The 23757-nt window shown below is 36.1% G+C and carries 24 protein-coding genes and 1 pseudogene; 18 read left to right on the top strand and 7 right to left on the bottom strand.

The window, feature by feature from the left end; genetic code table 11:
* The first annotated feature begins 65 nt into the window (after positions 1–65).
* Both BAU27_RS09570 and pdaB read left to right on the top strand, forming a co-directional pair.
* Positions 66–329, top strand: a complete 264-nt coding sequence (locus tag BAU27_RS09570) for a hypothetical protein (RefSeq protein WP_001146298.1) — start codon at positions 66–68, stop codon at positions 327–329.
* A gap of 46 nt (positions 330–375) precedes the next feature.
* Positions 376–1101, top strand: a complete 726-nt coding sequence (pdaB, locus tag BAU27_RS09565) for a polysaccharide deacetylase family sporulation protein PdaB (RefSeq protein WP_139254632.1) — start codon at positions 376–378, stop codon at positions 1099–1101.
* Between the two features lie 39 nt (positions 1102–1140).
* Here the strand turns inward: pdaB and sspO are convergent, their stop codons facing one another.
* Positions 1141–1290 carry an acid-soluble spore protein SspO gene (sspO, locus tag BAU27_RS09560; protein ID WP_071770750.1) on the bottom strand — a complete coding sequence of 50 codons (150 nt, stop codon included), beginning with the start codon at positions 1288–1290 and terminating at the stop codon, positions 1141–1143.
* Positions 1291–1579: 289 nt separating this feature from the next.
* Between sspO and acnA the strand changes: the two genes are divergently transcribed.
* Both acnA and BAU27_RS09550 read left to right on the top strand, forming a co-directional pair.
* Positions 1580–4303 carry an aconitate hydratase AcnA gene (gene acnA, locus BAU27_RS09555; protein ID WP_071770749.1) on the top strand — a complete coding sequence of 908 codons (2724 nt, stop codon included), beginning with the start codon at positions 1580–1582 and terminating at the stop codon, positions 4301–4303.
* A gap of 116 nt (positions 4304–4419) precedes the next feature.
* The gene (locus BAU27_RS09550) at positions 4420–6078 is read left to right on the top strand and encodes an ABC transporter ATP-binding protein (protein WP_071770748.1); all 1659 of its coding nucleotides are present in this window, start codon (positions 4420–4422) and stop codon (positions 6076–6078) included.
* A 22-nt stretch (positions 6079–6100) separates the two neighbouring features.
* Here BAU27_RS09550 and BAU27_RS09545 read toward each other — a convergent pair whose 3' ends face one another.
* Together BAU27_RS09545 and BAU27_RS09540 are read right to left on the bottom strand one after the other, a co-directional pair.
* Entirely contained in the window at positions 6101–6433 is a 333-nt protein-coding gene (locus BAU27_RS09545) for a YmzC family protein (RefSeq protein WP_083595927.1), read from the bottom strand.
* Positions 6434–6444: 11 nt separating this feature from the next.
* A complete protein-coding gene (locus tag BAU27_RS09540) occupies positions 6445–6660 on the bottom strand; it encodes a hypothetical protein (RefSeq protein ID WP_002121369.1) in 216 nt (71 codons plus the stop codon).
* A gap of 479 nt (positions 6661–7139) precedes the next feature.
* Between BAU27_RS09540 and BAU27_RS09530 the strand changes: the two genes are divergently transcribed.
* Complete coding sequence (locus BAU27_RS09530) at positions 7140–7715, top strand: TlpA family protein disulfide reductase (RefSeq protein ID WP_071747669.1); 576 nt, start codon at positions 7140–7142, stop codon at positions 7713–7715.
* 115 nt (positions 7716–7830) lie between these two features.
* A complete protein-coding gene (locus BAU27_RS09525; protein ID WP_071770746.1) occupies positions 7831–8778 on the top strand; it encodes a 3'-5' exonuclease in 948 nt (315 codons plus the stop codon).
* Positions 8779–9029: 251 nt separating this feature from the next.
* Here BAU27_RS09525 and BAU27_RS09520 read toward each other — a convergent pair whose 3' ends face one another.
* Positions 9030–9527, bottom strand: a complete 498-nt coding sequence (locus tag BAU27_RS09520; protein ID WP_071747667.1) for a DAPG hydrolase family protein — start codon at positions 9525–9527, stop codon at positions 9030–9032.
* Positions 9528–9684: 157 nt separating this feature from the next.
* Here BAU27_RS09520 and BAU27_RS32285 point away from each other — a divergent pair.
* The 4 genes and pseudogenes from BAU27_RS32285 to tlp all read left to right on the top strand — a co-directional run.
* Positions 9685–9818: pseudogene (locus BAU27_RS32285) on the top strand (TetR/AcrR family transcriptional regulator); the annotation flags it as partial.
* 307 nt (positions 9819–10125) lie between these two features.
* Positions 10126–10269 carry an FbpB family small basic protein gene (locus tag BAU27_RS09510; protein ID WP_001254699.1) on the top strand — a complete coding sequence of 48 codons (144 nt, stop codon included), beginning with the start codon at positions 10126–10128 and terminating at the stop codon, positions 10267–10269.
* A gap of 43 nt (positions 10270–10312) precedes the next feature.
* Positions 10313–10447, top strand: a complete 135-nt coding sequence (sspN, locus tag BAU27_RS09505) for an acid-soluble spore protein SspN (RefSeq protein WP_000527988.1) — start codon at positions 10313–10315, stop codon at positions 10445–10447.
* Between the two features lie 96 nt (positions 10448–10543).
* Positions 10544–10741 (top strand): small acid-soluble spore protein Tlp, encoded by a 198-nt coding sequence (tlp, locus tag BAU27_RS09500; RefSeq protein WP_001133508.1) that lies wholly within the window; start codon positions 10544–10546, stop codon positions 10739–10741.
* Positions 10742–10769: 28 nt separating this feature from the next.
* On the opposite strand, the gene BAU27_RS09495 is transcribed toward tlp, so the two are convergent.
* On the bottom strand, positions 10770–12062 hold the full coding sequence (locus tag BAU27_RS09495; protein ID WP_071770744.1) for a glycoside hydrolase family 18 protein: 1293 nt from the start codon (positions 12060–12062) through the stop codon (positions 10770–10772).
* 109 nt (positions 12063–12171) lie between these two features.
* Between BAU27_RS09495 and BAU27_RS09490 the strand changes: the two genes are divergently transcribed.
* Positions 12172–12591 carry an acyl-CoA thioesterase gene (locus tag BAU27_RS09490; protein ID WP_071770743.1) on the top strand — a complete coding sequence of 140 codons (420 nt, stop codon included), beginning with the start codon at positions 12172–12174 and terminating at the stop codon, positions 12589–12591.
* Between the two features lie 28 nt (positions 12592–12619).
* On the opposite strand, the gene BAU27_RS09485 is transcribed toward BAU27_RS09490, so the two are convergent.
* Entirely contained in the window at positions 12620–12910 is a 291-nt protein-coding gene (locus BAU27_RS09485; protein WP_001054451.1) for a HesB/YadR/YfhF family protein, read from the bottom strand.
* A 108-nt stretch (positions 12911–13018) separates the two neighbouring features.
* Positions 13019–13615, bottom strand: coding sequence for a glycerol-3-phosphate 1-O-acyltransferase PlsY (gene plsY, locus BAU27_RS09480; protein ID WP_071770742.1), 597 nt, complete (start codon positions 13613–13615; stop codon positions 13019–13021).
* A 225-nt stretch (positions 13616–13840) separates the two neighbouring features.
* On the opposite strand from plsY, the gene BAU27_RS09475 reads away from it, so the two are divergent.
* The 7 genes from BAU27_RS09475 to parC all read left to right on the top strand — a co-directional run bounded on the left by BAU27_RS09475 (position 13841) and on the right by parC (position 23575).
* Positions 13841–15697 carry an anaerobic ribonucleoside triphosphate reductase gene (locus tag BAU27_RS09475; RefSeq protein ID WP_071770741.1) on the top strand — a complete coding sequence of 619 codons (1857 nt, stop codon included), beginning with the start codon at positions 13841–13843 and terminating at the stop codon, positions 15695–15697.
* Positions 15694–16146 carry an anaerobic ribonucleoside-triphosphate reductase activating protein gene (gene nrdG, locus BAU27_RS09470; protein ID WP_071770740.1) on the top strand — a complete coding sequence of 151 codons (453 nt, stop codon included), beginning with the start codon at positions 15694–15696 and terminating at the stop codon, positions 16144–16146. The genes BAU27_RS09475 and nrdG overlap by 4 nt, the downstream gene beginning before the upstream one ends.
* A gap of 18 nt (positions 16147–16164) precedes the next feature.
* The gene (locus BAU27_RS09465; protein WP_071770739.1) at positions 16165–16842 is read left to right on the top strand and encodes a response regulator transcription factor; all 678 of its coding nucleotides are present in this window, start codon (positions 16165–16167) and stop codon (positions 16840–16842) included.
* A gap of 203 nt (positions 16843–17045) precedes the next feature.
* On the top strand, positions 17046–18287 hold the full coding sequence (locus BAU27_RS09460; RefSeq protein ID WP_071770738.1) for a S1C family serine protease: 1242 nt from the start codon (positions 17046–17048) through the stop codon (positions 18285–18287).
* Positions 18288–18400: 113 nt separating this feature from the next.
* A complete protein-coding gene (locus tag BAU27_RS09455) occupies positions 18401–18814 on the top strand; it encodes a CoA-binding protein (RefSeq protein WP_071770737.1) in 414 nt (137 codons plus the stop codon).
* A gap of 371 nt (positions 18815–19185) precedes the next feature.
* Positions 19186–21150, top strand: coding sequence for a DNA topoisomerase IV subunit B (gene parE, locus BAU27_RS09450; protein ID WP_001062211.1), 1965 nt, complete (start codon positions 19186–19188; stop codon positions 21148–21150).
* Between the two features lies 1 nt (position 21151).
* Positions 21152–23575: a DNA topoisomerase IV subunit A gene (parC, locus tag BAU27_RS09445; protein WP_071770736.1), complete on the top strand. Its 2424-nt coding sequence runs from the start codon at positions 21152–21154 to the stop codon at positions 23573–23575.
* The last annotated feature ends 182 nt before the right edge of the window (positions 23576–23757 follow it).

Below are 23757 nucleotides of genomic sequence, written 5' to 3'. Positions count from 1 at the left end.
AGAATGTTTTTAGAAAAAAGGGTAAAGATAAATGGGACTAACTATTACAGAAAGGGGATCATATAATGCCATATCATAAAGATAAACAACAAGCTTTTCAAGCTGCACAGCAAGGAGTTACACAAGCAGAAAATATATTCAATAACATTGTGAAAAATGATCCAAACTACGGTCATGATTTAAAAGAATTACGCCAAGAGGTCCAGGAAGCGTATGAACAGATTCAAAATGCGCTAGAAGTAGCTTCGGAAACACAACGTCCACAACTTGAGCAATACGAAAATAATCTCCAAAATATTATGCGAAATGTAGATCAATTAGAAAAGTAAATGAGGTTGTTGTGAATTCAACAACCTCAAAACTTTTAGCGCTAATATGCAGAAACAAAAAATTATTCTATTAATTTTTTCCTTAATTTGTGCAGTACATATATTTCAAGTGGATAAAGTGGAAGCTAAAATGTTGTTAAGAAAAGAGTTAGAGCCAACAGGCTATGTAACGTGGGAAGTGCCAAATAATGAAAAGGTCATTGCAATCACATTTGATGATGGACCAGATCCAACTTATACACCACAAATATTGGATTTATTACGTCAATATAAAGCTGAAGCGACTTTTTTTATGATTGGATTTCGAGTTCAGCGTAATCCATATCTAGTAAAGAAAGTGCTAAAAGAGGGGCATGAAATTGGAAATCATACGATGAATCATTTGTATGCGAATAATTCATCAGATGAAAAATTAGAAAATGATATTTTAGATGGAAAGAAATACTTTAAAAAATGGGTGAAAGAACCTTTGTTGTTCCGTCCTCCAGGCGGATATATTAACGATGCTGTATTTAAAACAGCTAAAGAAGCTGGTTATCAAACTGTTCTATGGTCGTGGCATCAAGACCCTCGTGATTGGGCGAATCCAGGTACTGAGTCCATTGTAAATCATGTTGTGAAACATGCTAAAAGTGGAGATATTGTACTGTTGCACGATGGAGGAAGTGATCGTAGCCAAACAGTGGCGGCGTTATCGAAAATTTTACCTGAGCTTAAAAAGCAAGGATATCGATTTGTAACGGTTTCGGAGTTATTACGTTATAAGCATTAGAAAAAAACCAAAAGGCAGACATACCTTTTGGTTTTTTTGTTACTGATTCTTTTTACGTTTCTTATTATTTTGTCGCTCTGCTGGAGTTAACGCCTCATTTGCAAACTCTTCGTTATAACCAGCACCTTGCCCTTGTGCGGATGCAGCATTCATTCCTGAAATAGTATGATTTGCTTTTCGTTTACTCATTTTTCTCACCTCTATAATGTTTTTTATAGATAAAACATGAGTTGTTCATAACATATATGAACGTAAAGTAAAGCGCTGAAAGAGTACTTTACTTTATGGTAATAGTATTCATAAGGAGCATGAACACTATTCAAATTTAGAAATATAAAGAAAACTTATGATAATCCATAAGTTTCTTATTATTTACTTATTTAGAAAGTTGTAATAAGATATTATCGTAAGGTATTGAAAAGTTTGTCTACATTTTATATTCAGACAACTTAGTCACGTTTAACAGGGGGGAAACATAATGGTCAAACATAATCCATTTCAATCACGTGCAACTTTCGAAGTAGATGGAAAAACGTATCATTATTATCAATTGAAAGCGCTTGAAAACGCAGGGGTTGGCAACGTATCTCAATTACCATATTCCGTGAAAGTTTTACTTGAATCTGTACTTCGTCAAGTAGACGGACGTGTAATTACAGAAGAGCATGTTACAAATTTAGCGAAATGGGGAACGAAAGATGTTCAAGAAATCGATGTTCCGTTTAAACCATCTCGTGTAATTTTACAAGATTTCACTGGTGTTCCAGCTGTTGTAGATTTGGCTTCGCTTCGTAAAGCAATGGCAGATATGGGCGGGGATCCTGATAAAATTAATCCAGAAATTACTGTAGACCTTGTAATTGATCACTCTGTACAGGTTGATAGAGCGGGTACGGCAGACGCGCTTGCATTCAACATGGACTTAGAGTTTAAACGTAATGAAGAACGTTATAAATTTTTAAGCTGGGCACAAAAATCATTTGATAACTATCGTGCAGTTCCACCAGCAACAGGTATCGTACACCAAGTAAACCTTGAATATTTAGCACCAGTTGTTCACGCGGTGAAAAATGCTGAAGGCGACTTAGTTGCATACCCAGATTCATTAGTTGGAACAGACTCACATACAACGATGATTAACGGTATCGGTGTTCTTGGATGGGGCGTTGGTGGTATTGAAGCAGAAGCGGGAATGCTTGGACAGCCTTCATACTTCCCAGTACCTGAAGTAATCGGTGTGAAATTAACTGGCACACTTCCAAGTGGTACTACAGCAACTGATGTTGCATTAAAAGTAACACAAGTATTACGTCAAAAAGGTGTAGTTGGTAAATTCGTTGAGTTCTTCGGTAATGGACTAAAGAGCATGCCTCTAGCTGACCGTGCAACAATTTCAAATATGGCACCAGAATACGGCGCAACTTGTGGATTCTTCCCAATCGACGATATTTCATTAGAATACTTACGTTTAACAGGTAGAGATGAAGAGCAAATTCGCGTTGTTGAAGAATACTGTAAAGCAAACGGTTTATTCTATACAGCAGACAGTAAAGATCCAATTTACACTGATCTTGTTGAAATTGATTTAAATACAATCGAATCTAACCTTTCTGGACCGAAACGCCCACAAGATTTAATTCCACTTTCAGATATGAAAGATGCGTTCCACAAAGCTGTTGTAGCACCAGTTGGAACACAAGGACTTGGATTTAATGAGCAAGAATTCGATAAAGAAGTGAAGGTTACATTAGAAGATAAAGAAGTAACGATGAAAACAGGTGCAATTGCAATCGCTGCAATTACAAGCTGTACAAATACATCAAACCCATACGTATTAATTGGGGCAGGTCTAGTTGCGAAAAAAGCAATTGAAAAAGGACTTGTAGTACCTGAATACGTAAAAACATCATTAGCACCAGGATCTAAAGTTGTTACTGAATACTTAGATAAATCAGGTTTAACAACATATTTAGATCAATTAGGTTTCCAAACAGTTGGTTACGGCTGTACGACTTGTATCGGTAACTCTGGTCCATTAGCAGAGGAGCTAGAAGAAGCAATCGCAGCAAACGATTTATTAGTAACATCTGTTTTATCTGGTAACCGTAACTTCGAAGGTCGTATTCATCCGCTTGTAAAAGCGAACTACTTAGCATCACCACCACTTGTTGTGGCATATGCACTTGCAGGTACTGTTGATATTGACCTGAAAAATGATGAAATCGGTAAAGATACAAATGGCAATGCTGTTTACTTCAACGATATTTGGCCATCAGCTAAAGAAATTGAAGATGTAGTTCAAAGCGTTGTTACATCTGAACTGTTCAAGAAAGAATATGCACAAGTATTTAACAGCAATGAGCGTTGGAATGAAATCCAAACTTCAAATGAAGCTTTATATACTTGGGATAATGACTCAACTTATATTCAAAACCCACCATTCTTTGAAGGTTTATCTAAAGAGCCAGGTGAAGTTGAAACATTATCAGGTTTACGCATAGTTGGTAAATTTGGTGACTCTGTAACGACAGACCACATTTCACCAGCAGGTTCAATTGGTAAGCATACACCAGCGGGACGTTACTTATTAGAAAACGGCGTACAACCAGTTGACTTTAACTCTTACGGTTCTCGTCGTGGTAACCATGAAGTTATGATGCGTGGTACATTTGCAAACATCCGTATTAAAAACCAAATCGCACCAGGAACAGAAGGCGGATATACAACATATTGGCCAACTGGTGAAGTAACATCTATCTATGATGCTGCTATGAAATATAAAGAAGATGGAACAGGTCTTCTAGTTGTTGCTGGTAAAGATTACGGTATGGGAAGTTCTCGTGACTGGGCTGCGAAAGGTACAAATTTATTAGGCATTAAAGCAGTAATCGCAGAAAGCTTCGAGCGTATTCACCGCAGTAACTTAGTATTAATGGGCGTATTACCACTTCAATTTAAAGATGGCGACAGCGCTGAAACGTTAGGTCTTGTTGGTAACGAGTCATTTGAAATTCAAATTGACAAAACAGTTAGACCACGCGATCTTGTAAAAGTAGTTGCAACCGATGCAGATGGCAATGAAAAACAATTTGAAGTAGTAGCTCGTTTCGATAGTGAAGTTGAAATTGACTACTACCGTCACGGTGGTATCCTGCAAATGGTTCTTCGTGAGAAAATTGAAGAGTCTAAAGTGTCGAACTAAATAATTGAAATAAACGATAAGGAAGCTAACAATTGTTAGCTTCCTTATTTTATGGAAAGGGATGAAACCATTTGGTTTCATCCTTTTCTTTTTACTATAAAAATGGAGGGAACATCATGAAAGAATATAAAAGAATATTGTTACCGTTACAGAAAGAAAAATTATTAGTAATAGCAGCTGTATGCAGTGGACTTTTTGCAGCTATTTTAAATTTATCTCGGCCACTATTTATGGGGCTAATTGTAGATAATCTTATTCAACGAGAGCTGAAGGGAGCATATCTTTACATTACTTTGTTTACAGTTAGCCGCTTGTTAATGTGGGTGAACAATCTTTCATTTGATTATGTAAGCTCAAAAGCGAGTCAGCGAATATTAAGAGAGAAGCGTATAGATGTATTGCGTCATTTTTTCCTATTACCGTTTGAAGAGAGTGAGAAAGTCAAACAAGGAGAGTTAGAAACGTTAGTCGTGTCTGATATTCCAAACTGGGTCAGATTATATGGCTCTATATTAATAGAATATATACACGCTATTGCGCAATTTATAGGTGCGTTCATAGCACTACAACATATAGATACAAAGTTCATATTGTGGGTAACTCCATTTTTATTTTTAAGTGCAACGGTTCCGATGTTGATGGGGAAAAAGGTAAGAAATATTGCAAGCATTGCTCAAAAAAATCAATCAAGTGTTGTAGAGATGGTGTCACAGTTTGTAAAAGGTATACAAGATTTACGGAGTTTACAAAAAGAAAAATGGGCAATTCACTTATTTAAAGGAGTAACAGCACAATCTTATAAAACGGAAGTAAAGAAGATGATGATGCAACATTGCATTGGAATAGTTGGAACGGTGATTGAAACGGTCACGTATATAGTTGTTCTTATTATAGGAGCACAAAAAATAATAAAAGGGGATATGGAAGTTGGATCGCTCGTTGCAGTATTAGCTACAATTGAGATGCTTTTTTTCCCTGTTCGTTATGCGAGTGATTTATTGATGATGACGCAAGTCGCAATCGCTTCGGCAAATCGAGTTTTTTGTTTTTTAGATATACAGGCTGAATACAGAAATGTAGAAAGAGCGATGGGAATCAGATTAACAAATGTTTCATTTCAAGAGAACGGTGAAGAGAGATGTAGAATTAAAAATATTCATTTGCAAATTAATCCTGGCGAACTCGTTATCATTGTGGGGGAAAGTGGTGCAGGTAAAACGACGCTTTTAAAATTAATCGCGGGCTTATATAAACCATCTAATGGTAGTATTGCTTATTATGGTAATAAAGCTTGTATGACTACTATATGGCAGGAACCTCGTTTTTTTCGAACGACAGTAAAAGAGAATATGTATTTCGGAGAAGAGTGCCTAGAAAAACAATTAGAAAAAAATATTGAACTTGTAAATGCGAAGCCGATTATTTGGAGGTTATCTGAAGGTATTCAGACTGTACTACATAAAAGCGGAGAAGAGTTTTCGGGAGGAGAGAGAAAGCGTCTGGCGTTATTGCGAGCGATTGTATCAAATCCGAATCTCATTATTTTAGATGAACCAACTGCGGGATTAGATCCGAACAATCAAGAAGTGGTTTGGAATATACTGAAAGGGCTAGGAGGGAATGTAACGAGAATTGTGACGACACATGATGTTGAGAGGGCGATGATAGCGGATCGAGTTGTCGTCATGAATAATGGGAGTATTGTGGAATGTGGGGATCCTAGAGAATTATTAACTTGTAAGTCATTGTTTAAAGAGATGCTAATAAAAAGATAAGAGCTATATAGCGCTCTTATCTTTATTCACTCTTATTAAGTTGATACGTATAAGACTCAGTATCGTTAGTGCTAAACTCTTTGACTAGAGTAAGTTGATTTGTATCCGGATTATATTTGAAAATTTTGACCGTATGTTCGCTACTTAGTGATGGATTATATTCTTGAATAGCAAATGTATTTTCAGCAATCTGTGTCATATTACTGGTTGAAACGTTTTCTATGGCATCATGATTTGTAGAAATTTCAACGACTCTTTCACCGTTGAAAAATAAAAGAACGATTACTAAAACAACTAAACATATTCGTATATAGCGAAGTTCTTTACTAATAGGATGTTCTCCCAAAACAATCATCCTTTCTATAACTATTGTATAGTAGTGGTGGTAGTCATCGTGAAGAAACTAAGAATACCGAGACCGGCTAAAAGGATAAATGAGATTAAAGCGATATAGAGACAAATACGTCCAACTTGCTTTTTTTCAGGATCTTTACTGAAGAGCGAGATGATCCAAGTGATAATCCCGATTGGGGAAAATATAAAACTAAGAATATATAATAGTATTTTTTCAAATAGATTCATAAAAATCCCCCTTTTTGAAAGTTCTACATGTGCAGTTTTTTACGTATTAGTGCTGCTGTTATGTAGGAAAGTACAGAATAAACAGCACTATAACTAATCCAAACGTCTAAGTTTTGTAAAGTTAGGTGTATATCAAATCCCGAGACGATAATGAAAAAATAAGTGGAACAGTAAAAGAAATAATAATAGCAGCCCATTTGAATTTGTATAGCAAGCCGCTAAAACAAATACATAGTAATGGTAAAGTGAAGAAAGCAAAAGTAAAAGGGTTGATAAGTAATTGTAAAATACATATCACCTCGCGGGTTTGGTATTTATTTCTAATTATATGATAAAAAGGTAAATATTTCATCTAGACTATAAATGTTCTAACTATTTTGAATGTGAATATTTCCAAGCTTGTCCGTATAAGCTAAAATAAGGTATATAGTATTTTGTGATTATGTTATAAGAAGATAAACACGTTAGGGTGATATAAGATGTGGCGGAAGCTTACGATTATTGTAGTGTTACTTTGTTTAGCGGGATATGCAGCTTATGATCAGTTTGGTAAAAAGGATCAAGTAGTACAAGAAAAGCCAGCAAAAAGTGAAGCTGCTATGAAAGAGATGATCGCAAGGAACGGTATTGAAATAGGAAAGAGTGCACCAGACTTTGAATTGACAAAATTAGATGGAACGAAGGTAAAGTTATCGGATTTAAAAGGGAAGAAAGTTATTTTAAACTTTTGGGCAACGTGGTGTGGACCTTGTCAGCAAGAAATGCCTGATATGGAGGCTTTCTATAAAGAACATAAAGAAAATGTAGAAATTTTAGCAATAAATTATACGCCTTCAGAAAAAGGAGGGGGAGAAGAAAAAGTAAGAAATTTCGCTAAAGAAAAAGGGATTACTTTTCCTATTTTAATGGACAAGAACATTGATGTGACAACAGCGTATAAAGTAATTACGATCCCAACTTCGTATTTTATAGATACGAAAGGTGTTATTCAGGATAAGTTTATTGGACCGATGACGCAAAAAGAGATGGAAAAACGGATTGCTAAATTAAAATAACGGCGAAAAGGTAGAGATGGAATATAATCGTTTCTGCCTTTTCTTTTTCAAGTAGTGAAAGCTTCGTGATATGATAAAAGAAATATAAATGTTTAGAGATAAAGGAGTGTCTGGAGTGGGGAATGTATCCTTACCGTTAGATTATGTTGTAATTGATTTTGAAACAACAGGATTTAACCCTTATAATGATAAAATTATTCAAGTTGCAGCAGTGAAATATCGTAATCATGAACTAGTAGATCAGTTTGTTTCCTATGTGAATCCGGAGCGTCCAATTCCGGAACGAATAACGAGTTTAACAGGTATTACAAATTATCGCGTTTCGGATGCACCGACGATTGAAGAAGTGTTACCTTTATTTTTAGCATTTTTACATACAAATGTTATTGTGGCACATAATGCCTCTTTTGACATGCGTTTTTTAAAGAGTAATGTAAATATGCTTGGACTACCTGAGCCGAAAAATAAAGTTATCGATACTGTATTTTTGGCGAAAAAATATATGAAACACGCTCCTAACCATAAACTTGAAACGTTAAAACGAATGCTTGGAATTCGCTTAAGTTCTCATAATGCATTTGATGACTGTATTACGTGTGCGGCAGTTTATCAAAGGTGTGCATCAGTTGAAGAAGAAGGAAAAAGAAAAGCGAAGAAAGAAGTGCTTGATGAAACAATAGTATTTGAAGCGGTAAAAGAAATGCTTGTACGAAATAACCGTGATATTGAATGGATTCGTTGTATGAGTGTAGGAAGCTATTTAGATATAAAAGCTTTTTATCCGGTTATGAGAGTAAAAGTAAAAGGGCGAAAGAAATACATATTAACAGAAATATTAGAAGATGATGTGAAAGAAATATGTACGAGTTTAAAATGTGAACCTGCGTTAAAAAGTGAAGTTGGTAATACGAGAATTATGCTTAATAACTTAGAGGATGTCTCGAAATTAGAAAGTTATATTTTAGAACAGTATGATTTCGTATTACGAGCGCTGCGTGATTATAAAGAAAGTGAAGTGAATGCAGAAGAAAAATTAAAAGAGTATTTAAAAGTTTTGGTATAAAAAATTCCGTGTGCTATTTTGAAGTGAACCCGAATCGTGGTATAGGAAAAAACACCTCCTGAATTCGCATACAAAGTATGTAAATGTAACGGAGTTGTTTTTCATTTGAAGAGCAGAGTACATTACTGAGAAGAAGTAATGTGATTGATTTGATATTGAAAGGCCCCCACCATTTTAGTCCTATCTAAAATGGTGGGGGCCAATTTGGTTTCTAGTTAGTCGCTTATTAAATGTAAAGCTGTTTAGTTATCTTACAAATTTTCTTTGAAAAGTTCTGGTAAAAAATTACTGAATTCACTCATTTCTTCTACATTGTGTTTATATAAACCACTTAGATTAATAAATGGTGGTAATCCTTTCGGAAAAATGAATGTAGAAGTCATTACTGTACCGTTCTCGGATTTTTCGTATTGATGTATTACTTGTGAAATTACATCGTCATTATCATCTAAACACGAACCCATTAAAACATGGCTGTAATGGGTATTTATAGGACAATCTTTAGGGTCTTCCCATCTGATTCTTAGCGGGAATTCTAGTCCATCCCCAGCAGATTCGATTGAAGCTGATATGGCTCCTACATGCCCATGCACTTTAGGGTCAACTAGCCACTTAAAATCAACATGTTCTTCTGGGTGCCATAGTTTATATCGTTCAGAGTTATCAATATTATCCCACCACCAGTCAATCATTTCTGGTGTTACGTCATTCAATTCATGTTCAACTACTATTGATACTTGGTTTTTCATTTTTGTACCTCCTATTTTTTAAAAAACACAGTGTTTGTTATTTATATTTATTATTATAGTTTGTGTATTTCATACGTTCAATAAACAGAAATAGCCGATCTGTTGTATTCTGAACACTTTATAAAAATATGTCTAAAAAAATTTAGGAGGGGGAAAATTGGCAAAAGCATACACTGATTTACGTATAGCTCGTACTAAGGAAGCAATACGTGATGCACGAATTAAATTAATACATCATTGTATACGGTTAAGGATATTACAACTAAAGCCAATATTAATCGAGGGACATTTGCTTGGAATTCAAAATATTTTCCGAATTAAGATATGGATGAAATGGTAACGTATCGATCAAATTTATCGATTTAACAACCTGTAGGAAATAATATCCTTTTGGAAATATACCAAAAGTACTAAGGGAATTGGAGCAGATGGTTTAGGTGTTTTGATCTGTGTCCCGATTTCGGGGGCATTTTAATTTATTATACACGGAGTTTTTTTAGGAGTACTAAAACATAAAATTTTCTTACAAATCTGATTAAAGAGTTTTTCATTTGCTCATACTATGTAGTAAGAAAGCGAAGGAGAAAGGGTGAGCAGCATGAGAAGAAGTCGCCGTAAATCGTTTGAAGAACTTGTAAATGAAAATAAACAACAATTATTAAGCGATCGCGATGCAATCGATCGAATTGAAGAACGTATTGAAAAACGTTATGAAATGAAACTTTTTAAGCAAGCTGAATAATTCTTAACGCTAGTACGATACTAGTGTTAAGGAGGCGATAGTAATGGGTAATCCGAAAAAGAATTCAAAAGACTTTGCACCAAATCAAATTGGAACACAATCGAAAAAAGCTGGTGGCAATAAAGGGAAGCAAATGCAAGACCAAACTGGTAAACAACCGATTGTTGATAACGGTTAAAGTAAAGGAGAATATTGCATTCTCCTTTTTTTGTATAAATTTGAAGGAACATAGGTAATTTAAGATGGTATGTATAAAGAATTAGGAGGGAAGTACATGCCGAATCCAGATAATCGAAATGACAACGCTGAAAAATTACAAGAAATGGTACAAAATACGATTGATAATTTTAATGAAGCAAAAGAAACAGCGGAACTTTCTAATGAAAAAGATCGTGCTGCCATTGAAGCGAAAAATCAAAGACGTTTAGAAAGTATTGATTCATTAAAAAGTGAAATAAAAGATGAATCTTAACAGAATGTACAAAAAAGGCTGACGGAAGTCAGCCCTTTTTTGTAATCGTAAAGTTTTCAACGAGTAAACGCCAATTTTGTGGGAATGGCAAGCCAATCTTCCAGTAACTAATACCGCCAATGCCTTGTTCTTTCATTAAATTGAATTTACTTTGAATAGACCTCGAATCTTCAAACCAAACTTCATGTTGTACGCCGTTTTCGTCAAAGTAATTAAAATGTGGAGCTTGAGCCGTGAAATCATAGCGGATAGGAACATTGTATTTACGAGCTAGTGCAACAGCTGCGACAGAGCTAATCGCTTTTGCAGGTGGATTTCCTTGTTTGAACGGAAGTTTCCAATCGAAACCGTATAAATTCTGCCCCATCATAATTTTTTGTGGTGGCATTTGAGATTTTGCATATTGAAGTACTTCTTTTACTGGACCAATAGGAGAAATAGCCATCGGTGGCCCGCCTTGCCAACCCCAGTCGTATGTCATAATGACGACAAAATCAACAATTTGCCCTTGTGCTTTATAATCGTGAGCTTCAAAAAACTTTCCTTTTTGATTGGAACTTGTTTTTGGTACAAGCGTTGTACTTAATGTGTACCCGCTAGGTAAGCGTGTTTTCACATTTCGTAAAAAACGATTATAGGCTTCGCGATCTTCAGGTGCCACATTCTCGAAATCGAAATGAATGTCTCGCATGCCATATTTTTCAGCTGTTTGCAAAATGTTAGTAATAAACTTGTTTTGAATTGTTGCATCGCGTAAAATAACCGAGGTTAGGTCGGCGCTGAAATTCCCATTTTCGATATTGGTAATAACGAGCATAGGGATGGTTTTACCTTGCGTTGCAATATTAGCGATTTTCGCTGTTTCCGTTGGTTCTTTTAAAGTGCCGTCTCTTTTTGCTTCAAAGCTGAAGTAGGCTAAATATGTTAAAAATGGATTAATAGCACGTGTAGCATTTACTAAACTTTCTTTTATCGGTATTGTTGAAGGCTGTAAATAAGCGATGGATTCTACTGCTCGTTTTGTACCTTTTGGTATATATAATTGTTGTCCGACATGGAGAATAGATTTTAATGAAAGATTATTAACTTTAGCTAAGCTAGCGAGAGGAACGTTATACGTTTGAGAAATTCGATATAAGCTGTCACCAGGCTGTACATAATAATTATTTCCTTTTGTATTAACGATAAGTGCCTGACCAACAACAAGTGTTTCAGCTGGATTTAGTCCATTGTCTTTTACAATTTCCTCAGGTGTAGATCCGTACTTTGATGCTAAACCATAAACACTATCACCGCTACGAACAGTTACAATTTGGATCATGTGTTTGCCCCTTTCGGTAAAAGATTCACTGTTTTTATTTTATTTTTGATTCCACTGTATTATGATTAAATGTATGCAAGGTAGCAGAAGTGAAAGAAGGCGAATAGAAATGTTTGTAGCAGAATATGAAGTTGAAATCCGCTATGCGGAAACAGACCAGATGGGTGTTGTTTACCATTCAAACTATTTAGTGTGGCTGGAACTTGGGCGCACTAAACTTATACAAGAATTAGGATTTTCATATATTGAAATGGAGAAAGAGGGAATTATTTCTCCTGTATTAGACTTGCAAATTTCATATCGCAAAGCGATGCGTTACGGAGAAAAAGCAATTGTGAAAACGTGGATTGATACTGTGAGCCCGCTTCGTGTTGTATATGGTTATGAAATATATAACGGTGATGATGAGCTTTGCATTACTGCAAGTACAACGAATATTTGTGCAAAAAAAGAAGGGTTCCGCCCTGTATCATTTAAAAAATTATATCCTGAGTGGTATGCGAAATATGAGGAAATTAAAAAGAAATAAAAAAAGCGTGGCAGAAGCCACGCTTTTTTTATTTTTCATAATTAAATTGAGGGAAATCATCACCGTCGTTAAGGGTAACAGATAAATTATGTCCATCGAAGAACCACTCATCATCGCCTTCAATAAAGAAGTTAATACCTTCTTCTTGAGTTTGAACAGCAGGATGTGCAGGGTCATCTTTACGAATACCTAAAGAAAGTCCTTTTTGCACAGTACTGCAACCGCCGTATTGTACGAAAAGGCGTAGTGTTTCACCCGATTGTAAGTTTAATTCGTTTTTATACCATTGTGCTGCTTCTTTTGTTACGGAAAGATTCATGTATAGTTCCTCCAGATTATGTTACTTTTTCTTTAGTATAAAAAATAACGCAAAAAGACGCTATTAATATGCTTCACGTTTTCTTTTTGCGTTATGTGGGTTACGATCTTATTTTTGCTTTTTTGAAAAGTTTGCTTTCGGTTCAGTTTTATTTATAATTCGTCCGATATTTGCACGGTGTTTATAAATAACCATACCTGCTAATAAACACATCGCAATAATGAAGATTTTATCCCCGCTAACAATGGATGCAATAACAGCAACGACAGCTGTTACCATAGAAGAAAGTGATACGTATCTTGTTGTAAATAAAAGGCTGAAAAAGACAACAGCTAATAGTGCAAAAACAACTGGTGAGTAGCATAATAGCACGCCAGCAGAAGTTGCAACTGCTTTACCACCGCGGAATTTCGCGAAAATTGGATATACATGTCCAAGAACAGCAGCTAAGCCGAACCATAGTGGGTGAACATCTAATCCGAAAATAATCGGTAGACTTGTTGCTAATGTACCTTTTAAAATATCAGCAATTGTAACGATGAAACCTGCTTTTTTCCCTAATGTGCGGAATGTATTTGTTCCGCCTAAATTACCGCTTCCGTGCTCACGAATGTCGATTCCATAGCCGATTTTTCCAACGACTAATGCAAATGGAATCGAGCCAAGTAAGTAGGCAACGATAAATAAAAGATATGTAGTAACCATAAGTTCAGTCTCCTTTATTCAAATGTGTTGATAAAGGGTAAAAAGAGTTTTTCCCGTTTATTGTACCATACATTTGTAAAGAGCACATTTCTTTTTTGTAAATGAAAAATTCATTATTTCGTGAAAAAAAATTCACAGGAATGTTACATTTCTTACAGAAACAATAAGACTATATGTTGTAACATTTTAATCAAGAGACACCAACATATTGATGGAGGGTTATGGATGTTACAACAAAATACACGTGGAGAAGAATTAATGAAAGTGTTTGGGACAATTGTCCACGGTAATGAACAAGATTTAATGCAGGAAAATGCAAATGTAGATGGCCGATCTCCAATGGGAGTGATGGGAACGTTCGCATCTGAGAGTGCAAAGTACTATGCTGTAGCAAATTTACTATCAGATCAAGTGAAAAAAGCGATAAATCAAAATATATTATATCCACATGATTTGGATTTTTATGCAACAGGAACGACGACTTGTTCGCAAATTCCTTTAGCACAAATGCTTGCTACCGGTTTTCATACTGGACATGGACATATGAGACAACCGCAAGACATTAAAAGTGCGTTGGCGCTTTCTTCAATTATTTTTCAAGCGAATCAAAACATGCAGCATGGTGGTCAATCGTTTGCACTCTTTGATATTGATTTAGCTCCATATGTGAGAAAAACCGTACTGAGACATAAAAAACGACTACAGTCATATCCGCTTACGAAAGAACAAATAGAAGAATTTGCATGGAAAGAAACAGAAAATGATACGTATCAGGCATGTGAAGCGTTCATTCATAATTCAAATAGTATGCATAGTAGGGGCGGTGGACAAGTACCGTTTATTTCTATTAATTATGGAACAGACACATCAAAAGAGGGACGGTTATTAGTTAGACAGCTTTTAAAAGCGACACAAGCTGGTCTTGGTAAAGGGGAAACACCAATTTTTCCTATTCAAATTTTTAAAATGAAAAAAGGTGTGAACTTTGAAGAATCTGATCCGAACTATGATTTATTTGAATTAGCGTTAGAGACAACGGCTGAACGATTATTCCCTAACTTTTCATTTTTAGATGCGCCATTTAATGCAGTGCATTATGATGGACGACCGGAAAGTGAAGTATGTTACATGGGGTGCCGTACTCGTGTGATGTCTAACATACATGGAGAAGAAACAGCGATTGGAAGAGGGAATTTATCATTTACGTCTATTAACTTAGTGAAATTAGCGTTAATTAGTGGTTCAAAAGAAGCGTTTTTTGAAGCATTAAATTATTACTTAGATTTAGGAATTAAGCAATTATTAGAGAGATTTGAGTATCAATGTACGAAGCGAGCGAGAGATTTTCGATTTCTATATTCACAAGGTGTATGGCGTGGTGGGGAAAAGTTACAGCCTGAAGATTCTGTAGCATCCATTTTAAAACAAGGGACGTTAAGTCTTGGTTTCATCGGTCTTGCGGAGTGTTTAGTAGCTTTAACAGGAAAGCATCATGGAGAAGATGAAGAAGCATGGAAACTTGGGTATGAAATTATTTCCTTTATGAGAGATAGAATGGATAAAGCGACAGAAGAACATGAATTGAATTTCTCAGTAATTGCAACTCCTGCAGAAGGGTTATCAGGGAAGTTTGTGAAAAAAGATAGGGAAGAATTTGGTGTGATTAGCGGTATAACGAACCATAATTATTATACGAATTCATTCCATATCCCAGTTTATTATAACATTCAAGCGATAAATAAAATACGTTTAGAAGGACCTTTTCATGCTCTATGTAATGGAGGGCACATTACGTATATTGAACTAGACGGAGCAGCGATGCATAATCAAAAGGCGTTAAAACAAATTGTACAAGCAATGGCAGAGCATGGCGTTGGATACGGTTCAATTAATCATCCGGTTGACCGTTGTAAGTGCTGCAGTTATCACGGAGTTATAGGTAATGAATGCCCAAGCTGCGGAAATGAAGACGAGGCTAATATAGAAAGAATCCGCCGTATAACAGGTTATCTTGTAGGCGATATGTCGAAGTGGAATAGTGCGAAACGTAGTGAAGAGATGGATCGGGTGAAGCATAAATGAAAGTGATGAATATCATTCATGATAGTGTAGTAGATGGGGAAGGGTTGCGGACAGTCGTGTTTTTTGCGGGCTGTCCGCATCGTTGTATTGGTTGTCATAATCCGAAATCGTGGAATGTTTGCAACGGAACTGAAATGACAGTAGAAGAAATTGTGAAAGAGATTGAAAGTAACCCATTAACTGATGTAACATTTTCAGGTGGAGATCCATTCTTTCAAGCTGCTGAAGTGAAAAAAGTAGCGAAAGCTGTGAAGGATTTGAAAAAAAATCTATGGATTTATACAGGTTATACGTTAGAAGAGATACAGAGTGACCAAAATAATGATATGATAGAATTGTTACATTATGGGGATGTTTTGGTCGATGGAAGATTTGAATTTGATAAAAAAGATTTAACACTTCCATTTCGCGGAAGCTCCAATCAACGTATTATTCGATTGAAAGAGTAAAAAGGCGGGATAGGTTATATGAATAAAACAGTATTGCTTGTTGAAGACGAAAGAAGATTACGTGAAATTGTTAGTGATTATTTTCGTAATGAAGGCTTTGAAGTAATCGAAGCGGAAGACGGAAAAAAAGCGCTAGAATTATTTGCTGAACATACAATTGATTTAATTATGTTAGATATTATGTTACCAGAAATAGATGGTTGGTCTGTTTGTAGACGAATTAGAAAAGAGTCAGCAGTGCCAATTATTATGCTGACAGCACGTTCTGATGAGGATGATACATTACTAGGATTTGAACTAGGTGCAGATGAGTATGTAACCAAACCTTTTAGTCCAAAAGTGTTAGTAGCTCGAGCAAAGACATTATTGAAACGTGCGGATGGTGCGGTAGGCGTAACTGAAGAAAATGCTATGTCTTTAGCTGGAATAGAAGTGAATCGACTATCTAGAACAGTTTTAGTAGATGGAGAAGAAATTATATTGACACATAAGGAGTTTGAGCTTCTTGTTTATTTAATGGAGAACAAAGGAATTGTGTTGTCGCGTCAACATTTATTAGATCAGTTATGGGGATATGATTACTACGGTGATGACCGAACGGTTGATACACATATTAAAAAACTGCGAAATAAGCTAGGAGATAGAGCGAAGCATATCGGTACTGTCATTCGAGTGGGTTATAAATTTGAAGAATAACCTTTAAGTTACTATGCACTTTAGCTTCGGGATATAGCAAATTTATACTCTCCTTTGTAGGTGGAATGTACAAAAAATACTTTTCTTGTCTACAATGATAGATAGGAGTATTTTTTTAATTGGATTTCACGATGAGTTCACAAGAAGGACACAAAAAGTGACTATACTGAAAGTACGAGTTCACCAGAGAGGGGAAATAAAACATGGGATATTACGACGGACCGAATTTAAATGAAGAGCATAGTAAAACGAGAGAAATGAAAAAATCAGGTAGTAAAAAAGGATACTTTTTTACAGGTTTAGTTGGAGCTGTAGTCGGGGCTGTTACAATTAGTTTTGCAGCACCTTACATGCCATGGATGCAAAATAATGGCGCGGCAGTTTCATCATTCAATTCTAATCAACAAGTGGAAGGTACGCTAGCTCCTGTTGTTAATAAAGCGAAGGGCGAAACTGATTTGCCAGGTATGGTTGAAGGGGCAAAGGATGTTGTAGTTGGTGTAATTAATATGCAGAAGACTATTGATCCGTTTGCGATGCAACCGGCAGAACAAGAGCAAACAGCTGGTACAGGATCAGGTGTTATTTATAAAAAATCAGGAAATAAAGCATATATTGTAACAAATAACCACGTTGTAGATGGTGCAAATAAACTTGCTGTTAAATTGAGCGACGGAAAGCAAGTTGATGCAAAATTAGTTGGTAAGGACCCTTGGTTAGACTTAGCAGTTGTAGAGATTGATGGATCTGCTGTTAATAAAGTTGCAACTTTAGGTGACTCTAGTAAACTTCGTGCTGGAGAAAAAGCAATTGCAATCGGTAACCCACTTGGATTTGACGGTAGTGTAACGGAAGGCATTATCAGTAGTAAAGAACGTGAAATCCCAGTAGATATTGATGGGGACAAACGTCCAGACTGGCAAGCACAAGTTATTCAAACAGATGCAGCGATTAACCCTGGTAATAGTGGCGGTGCATTATTTAACCAAAACGGTGAATTAATTGGAATTAACTCAAGTAAAATTGCGCAGCAAGAAGTTGAGGGGATTGGTTTTGCAATTCCAATTAATGTCGCAAAACCAGTTATTGAATCGCTTGAAAAAGACGGAGTGGTGAAACGACCAGCTCTTGGTGTAGGTGTAGTTTCATTAGAAGATGTGCAAGCTTATGCATTAAACCAATTAAAAGTACCAAAAGAAGTAACAAATGGCGTTGTATTAGGTAAAATTTATCCAGTATCACCAGCAGAAAAAGCTGGTTTAGAGCAATATGATATTGTAGTAGCATTAGATGATCAAAAAGTAGAAAATGCACTTCAATTCCGTAAGTATTTATATGAAAAGAAAAAAGTAGGCGAAAAAGTAGAAGTTACATTCTATCGCAACGGTCAAAAAATGACGAAATCAGCTACGTTAGCAGATAATTCAGCTACTAAGAATCAGTAAGGTGAAACATTAATTAGTAAGGTTATCCGCAAATAATGGATAAAAGAAAGTCTCTTTCATGTTGAAAGAGACTTTCTTTATCGGATATACTAAGGGAATAGGAGGGATTAATTATGATAATTGAAAACCCAACCCGTACGGAAATTGGTGAAGTATTGAAGAAAAGCAAAACGATTGCAGTTGTTGGATTATCAGATAAGCCAGAACGTACATCGTATATGGTTTCAAAAGCAATGCAAGATGCGGGGTACCGCATTATACCGGTAAATCCAACAGTTGATGAAGTACTTGGAGAAAAGGCAGTTCCTTCACTAAAGGATATTAAAGAACATGTTGATATCGTAAACGTATTCCGCCGTTCAGAATTTTTAATGGATGTTGCGAAAGAGTTTGTAGAGATTGATGCAGATGTTTTTTGGGCACAATTAGGAGTACAAGATGAAGATACATATAAACTTTTACAAGAAAAAGGCTATACTGTAATAATGGATCGTTGTATTAAAGTAGAGCATGCGATGACAAAGTAGTTTATGTTTTGTTAACGGAAATGTTAATTTCGCCCCTTATATATGATGGGGTAGATGAACGAGGTGTTCATCATGAGATTTTTTAAAGGCTGTTTTTGGGGATTGTTACTTGTTATCCCGTTTTGGATATTGATCATTTGGATCATGATAAAGGTTTGGAATGTGTAATCTTGGAATACATATCCATTTCTCGTTGACAAACGATTATTTTTCTGAAATAGTAGCCTAGAGGAATCCTTGTGAAAAAACAAGGATTTTTCTATTGAAAATGGTATATAAAATAGATAAGATAACTTGCCAAAACTATAGTCGAGGCGTTATTCTATAATAGAAACATATGTTCTGATTTGATTAGGAAAGGGGCAAGGAGTTTGGCGAAGCATCAGTTCCAATATAATGAAGATGCAATTCAAGTGCTAGAAGGACTTGAAGCCGTTCGAAAACGCCCGGGTATGTATATCGGGAGTACGGATAGCCGTGGATTGCATCATTTAGTATATGAAATAGTAGATAACTCCGTTGACGAAGCGTTAGCGGGATTTGGCGACGAAATTTCTGTCGTAATACATAAAGATAATAGTATTAGTGTTATTGATAAAGGGCGAGGAATGCCTACGGGAATGCATAAACTTGGGAAACCAACACCTGAAGTTATTTTAACTGTACTTCATGCTGGTGGTAAGTTTGGTCAAGGTGGCTATAAAACAAGTGGTGGTTTACACGGTGTTGGGGCATCAGTTGTAAATGCCTTGTCAGAATGGTTAGTAGTAACGATTAAACGTGACGGAAGCATTTATGAACAACGCTTTGAAAATGGTGGTATTCCTGCAACGACGTTAGAGAAAATTGGGAAAACGAAAGAGTCTGGTACGACAATGCACTTCAAACCAGATACAACGATTTTCAGTACAACAAATTACAATTATGAAACGTTATGTGAGAGATTACGTGAATCTGCATTCTTATTAAAAGGAATGAAAATCTCGATAAAAGATGAACGTAATGATTTAGAAGATGTATTTCATTATGAAACAGGAATTGAAGCTTTCGTTTCATACTTAAACGAAGAGAAAGATTCGATTCATCCAGTTGTATACTTCACTGGTGAACAAAACGGAATTGAAGCAGAGTTAGCATTCCAGTTTAATGATGGCTATTCAGAAAATATTCTTTCGTTTGTAAATAACGTACGTACAAAAGACGGGGGAACACACGAAGCTGGATTTAAAACAGCAATGACACGTGTGTTCAATGAGTATGCTCGTAAAGTTTCACTATTAAAAGAAAAAGACAAAAATTTAGAGGGTACAGATATTCGTGAAGGTGTAGCGGCTATCGTTTCTGTACGTGTGCCAGAAGAAGTACTTCAGTTTGAAGGGCAAACGAAAGGGAAACTAGGTACAAGTGAAGCTCGTTCTTCAATTGATGCAATTGTATCTGAGCATTTAGCTTACTTTTTAGAAGAAAACCCGGATGTTGCTACACTTCTTGTGAGAAAGGCAGTTAAAGCAGCGCAGGCACGTGAGGCTGCTCGTAAAGCGAGAGAAGAAGCGCGTACTGGTAAGAAGAAGAAAAAATCAGAAGGTACTTTAAGCGGAAAGTTAACCCCTGCGCAATCGCGTAATCCGCAGAAAAATGAATTATATTTAGTAGAGGGTGACTCTGCCGGTGGTTCTGCGAAACAAGGGCGAGATCGCCGTTTTCAAGCTGTATTGCCATTACGTGGTAAAGTAATTAACACGGAAAAAGCAAAGCTTGCTGATATTTTTAAGAATGAAGAGATTAATACGATTATATACGCAATTGGCGGTGGCGTAGGGAATGAGTTCGCTGTTGAAGATATTAACTACGATAAAGTTGTTATTATGACCGATGCGGATACGGATGGAGCACATATTCAAGTGTTACTACTGACGTTCTTCTACCGCTATATGAAACCACTTATTGAAGCTGGTAAAGTATTTATCGCACTTCCACCTTTATATAAAGTAAGTAAGGGAAAAGGGAAAAGTGAAGTAATCGAATATGCATGGTCTGATGAAGAATTAGATGGTGTAACAAAAAAGGTCGGTAAAGGCTATATGTTACAGCGCTATAAAGGACTTGGTGAAATGAATGCCGACCAATTATGGGAGACAACGATGAATCCTGAAACACGTACGTTAATTCGTGTGAAAATTGACGATGCATCAAGAGCTGAGCGTCGAGTTACGACATTGATGGGTGATAAAGTAGAACCTCGCCGTAAATGGATCGAACGAAATGTACAATTTGGTATGCAAGAAGAGGGAAATATTTTAGAAAATGAAATGATTATGGAGACGGAGGTGGAATAACATGCAAGCAGAGAAGTTTCATGACCTCCCGCTTGAAGACGTGTTAGGTGATCGCTTTGCACGTTATAGTAAATATATTATTCAAGATCGCGCGCTTCCAGATGCGCGTGACGGTTTAAAACCGGTACAAAGACGTATTTTATATTCTATGTATGTAGAAGGAAATGTACATGATAAAGCGTTTCGTAAATCAGCTAAAACAGTAGGTAATGTTATTGGTAACTACCATCCACACGGTGATTCCTCTGTATATGAGGCGATGGTACGTTTAAGTCAAACTTGGAAAGTACGTAATGTTTTAGTTGAAATGCATGGTAATAATGGTAGTGTTGATGGCGATCCAGCAGCGGCAATGCGTTATACAGAAGCACGTTTATCACCAATCGCATCTGAGTTATTACGTGATCTTGATAAAGAAACAGTAGAATTTGTGTCAAACTTCGATGATACGAGTGAAGAACCAGTTGTATTACCGGCAATGTTCCCAAACTTATTAGTGAACGGATCGACAGGGATTTCAGCTGGTTATGCAACAGAAATTCCTCCGCATCACCTTGGAGAAGTAATTGATGCGACGATGATGCGTATTGATAAGCCGGATAGTACTGTTGATGATTTATTAACAGTTATTAAAGGACCAGATTTCCCAACAGGTGGTATTATTCAAGGGATTGATGGTATTAAAAAAGCGTACGAAACAGGGAAAGGTAAAATTATTATTCGCGGAAAAGCAGAAGTTGAAACGATTCGTGGTGGGAAGCAACAAATCGTTATTACAGAAATTCCGTATGAAGTAAATAAAGCGAACCTTGTTAAGAAAATGGATGAATTACGTCTAGACAAAAAGCTAGATGGAATTGCTGAAGTGCGTGATGAGACAGATCGTACAGGTCTTCGCATCGTTGTAGAATTAAAAAAAGAAGTAAATGCTGAAGGTATTTTAAATTATTTATATAAAAATACAGATTTGCAAATTCCATACAACTTTAATATGGTAGCGATAAATAATCGTCGTCCGACACTTATGACATTAACTAAGATTTTGGATGCATATATTGGGCATCAGAAAGAAGTTGTTACAAGACGCTCACAATATGAATTAAGAAAAGCAGAAAATCGTCAGCATATTGTAGAAGGTTTAAAGAAAGCATTATCGATTTTAGATGAAGTGATTGAAACGATCCGTGCTTCTAAAGATAAGCGTAATGCGAAAGATAATTTAAGTGCGAAATTTGGATTTACAGAAGCACAGTCAGAAGCAATCGTATCGTTGCAACTATATCGTTTAACGAATACAGATATTACGGCGCTAGAACAAGAAGCAAATGAGCTTAATAAGAAAATTATAGAGTTACAGTCGATTTTACAAAGTGAAAAAAGACTACTTCAAGTTATTAAAACAGATTTGAAGAGAGTAAAGAAAACATATAGTGATGATCGCCGTGCTATTATTGAAGAACAAATTGAGGAAATTAAAATTGATGTGGAAGTTATGATTCCGCAAGAAGATGTCATCGTTACTGTAACGAAAGAAGGATATGTGAAACGAACAGGCTGGCGTTCACATAATGCATCGAACGGGAAAGACTTCGGTATGAAAGAGGGTGACATCTTACTTGAGCGTTTCGATACAAACACGACAGAAACCGTTCTTTTATTTACGAACAAAGGAAATTATATTTATCTTCCTGTATATGAAATGCCAGAAATTCGTTGGAAAGATTTAGGTCAACACGTTGCGAATCTCGTTTCACTCGAGCGGGATGAAATGATTATCTGGGCGACCGTCGTACCCAATTTTGAAGAAGAAAAACGATTTATCGTATTTGTTACACGAAACGGTATGATTAAGAAAACCGAATTAAACCAATATAAAGTACAGCGCTATTCAAGAGCGTTCGTCGCTGTAAACTTGAAAAAAGAAGATGAAGTTGTTGATATATTTGCGACAGATGGAACGAGTGATATTGTTCTTGCAACTCATGGTGCATATGCACTTATTTTCCATGAAGATGAAGTAAGTCCAGTTGGTGTAAGGGCCGCTGGTGTAAAAGCAATTAATTTAAAAGAAGATGATTATGTCGCTTCTGGTAAACCGTTAAATGGTGAGAAAGATCAACTTATTCTCGTGACGCAGCGAGGTGCTGTAAAACGTCTAAAAGCATCAGAGATTGAGAAATCAACGAGGGCGAAGCGAGGTCTTGTTATTTTCAAAGAGTTAAAGCGTAATCCGTACCGCATTGTCGGTATTGAAATTGTGCGAGACGATGAACTAATTTACATGAAGACAGAGAAACACATTGTAGAAGAAATTGATCCGAAAGCGTATCGAAATAAAGACCGGTATAGTAACGGTAGTTTAGTATTAGATGTTAATGATACTGGTGAAGTTGTAGAAACGTGGACGAAGAAAAGACCGGAATAAAGGAAGCATCTTGCTATGAATAGTAGCAAGATGCTTTTTTATAAGCAAATCATTATGTATATAAAAATAATCTTGTTATAATAGTGGAATGAAATCGTTCTCATAAAGTGAAACTTTAATCAGTGGGGGTTTTCTTCATCGCCCATTGAATATTAGCCTTCACGAATCGGGCTTTTACGAGC

The sequence above is a fragment of the Bacillus sp. NH11B genome (assembly GCF_001884205.1).
GTDB classification, from domain to species: Bacteria; Bacillota; Bacilli; order Bacillales; family Bacillaceae_G; genus Bacillus_A; species Bacillus_A proteolyticus.
The sequence above is the reverse complement of the archived record's forward strand: the minus strand, read 5'-3'. Positions and strand labels throughout refer to the sequence as shown.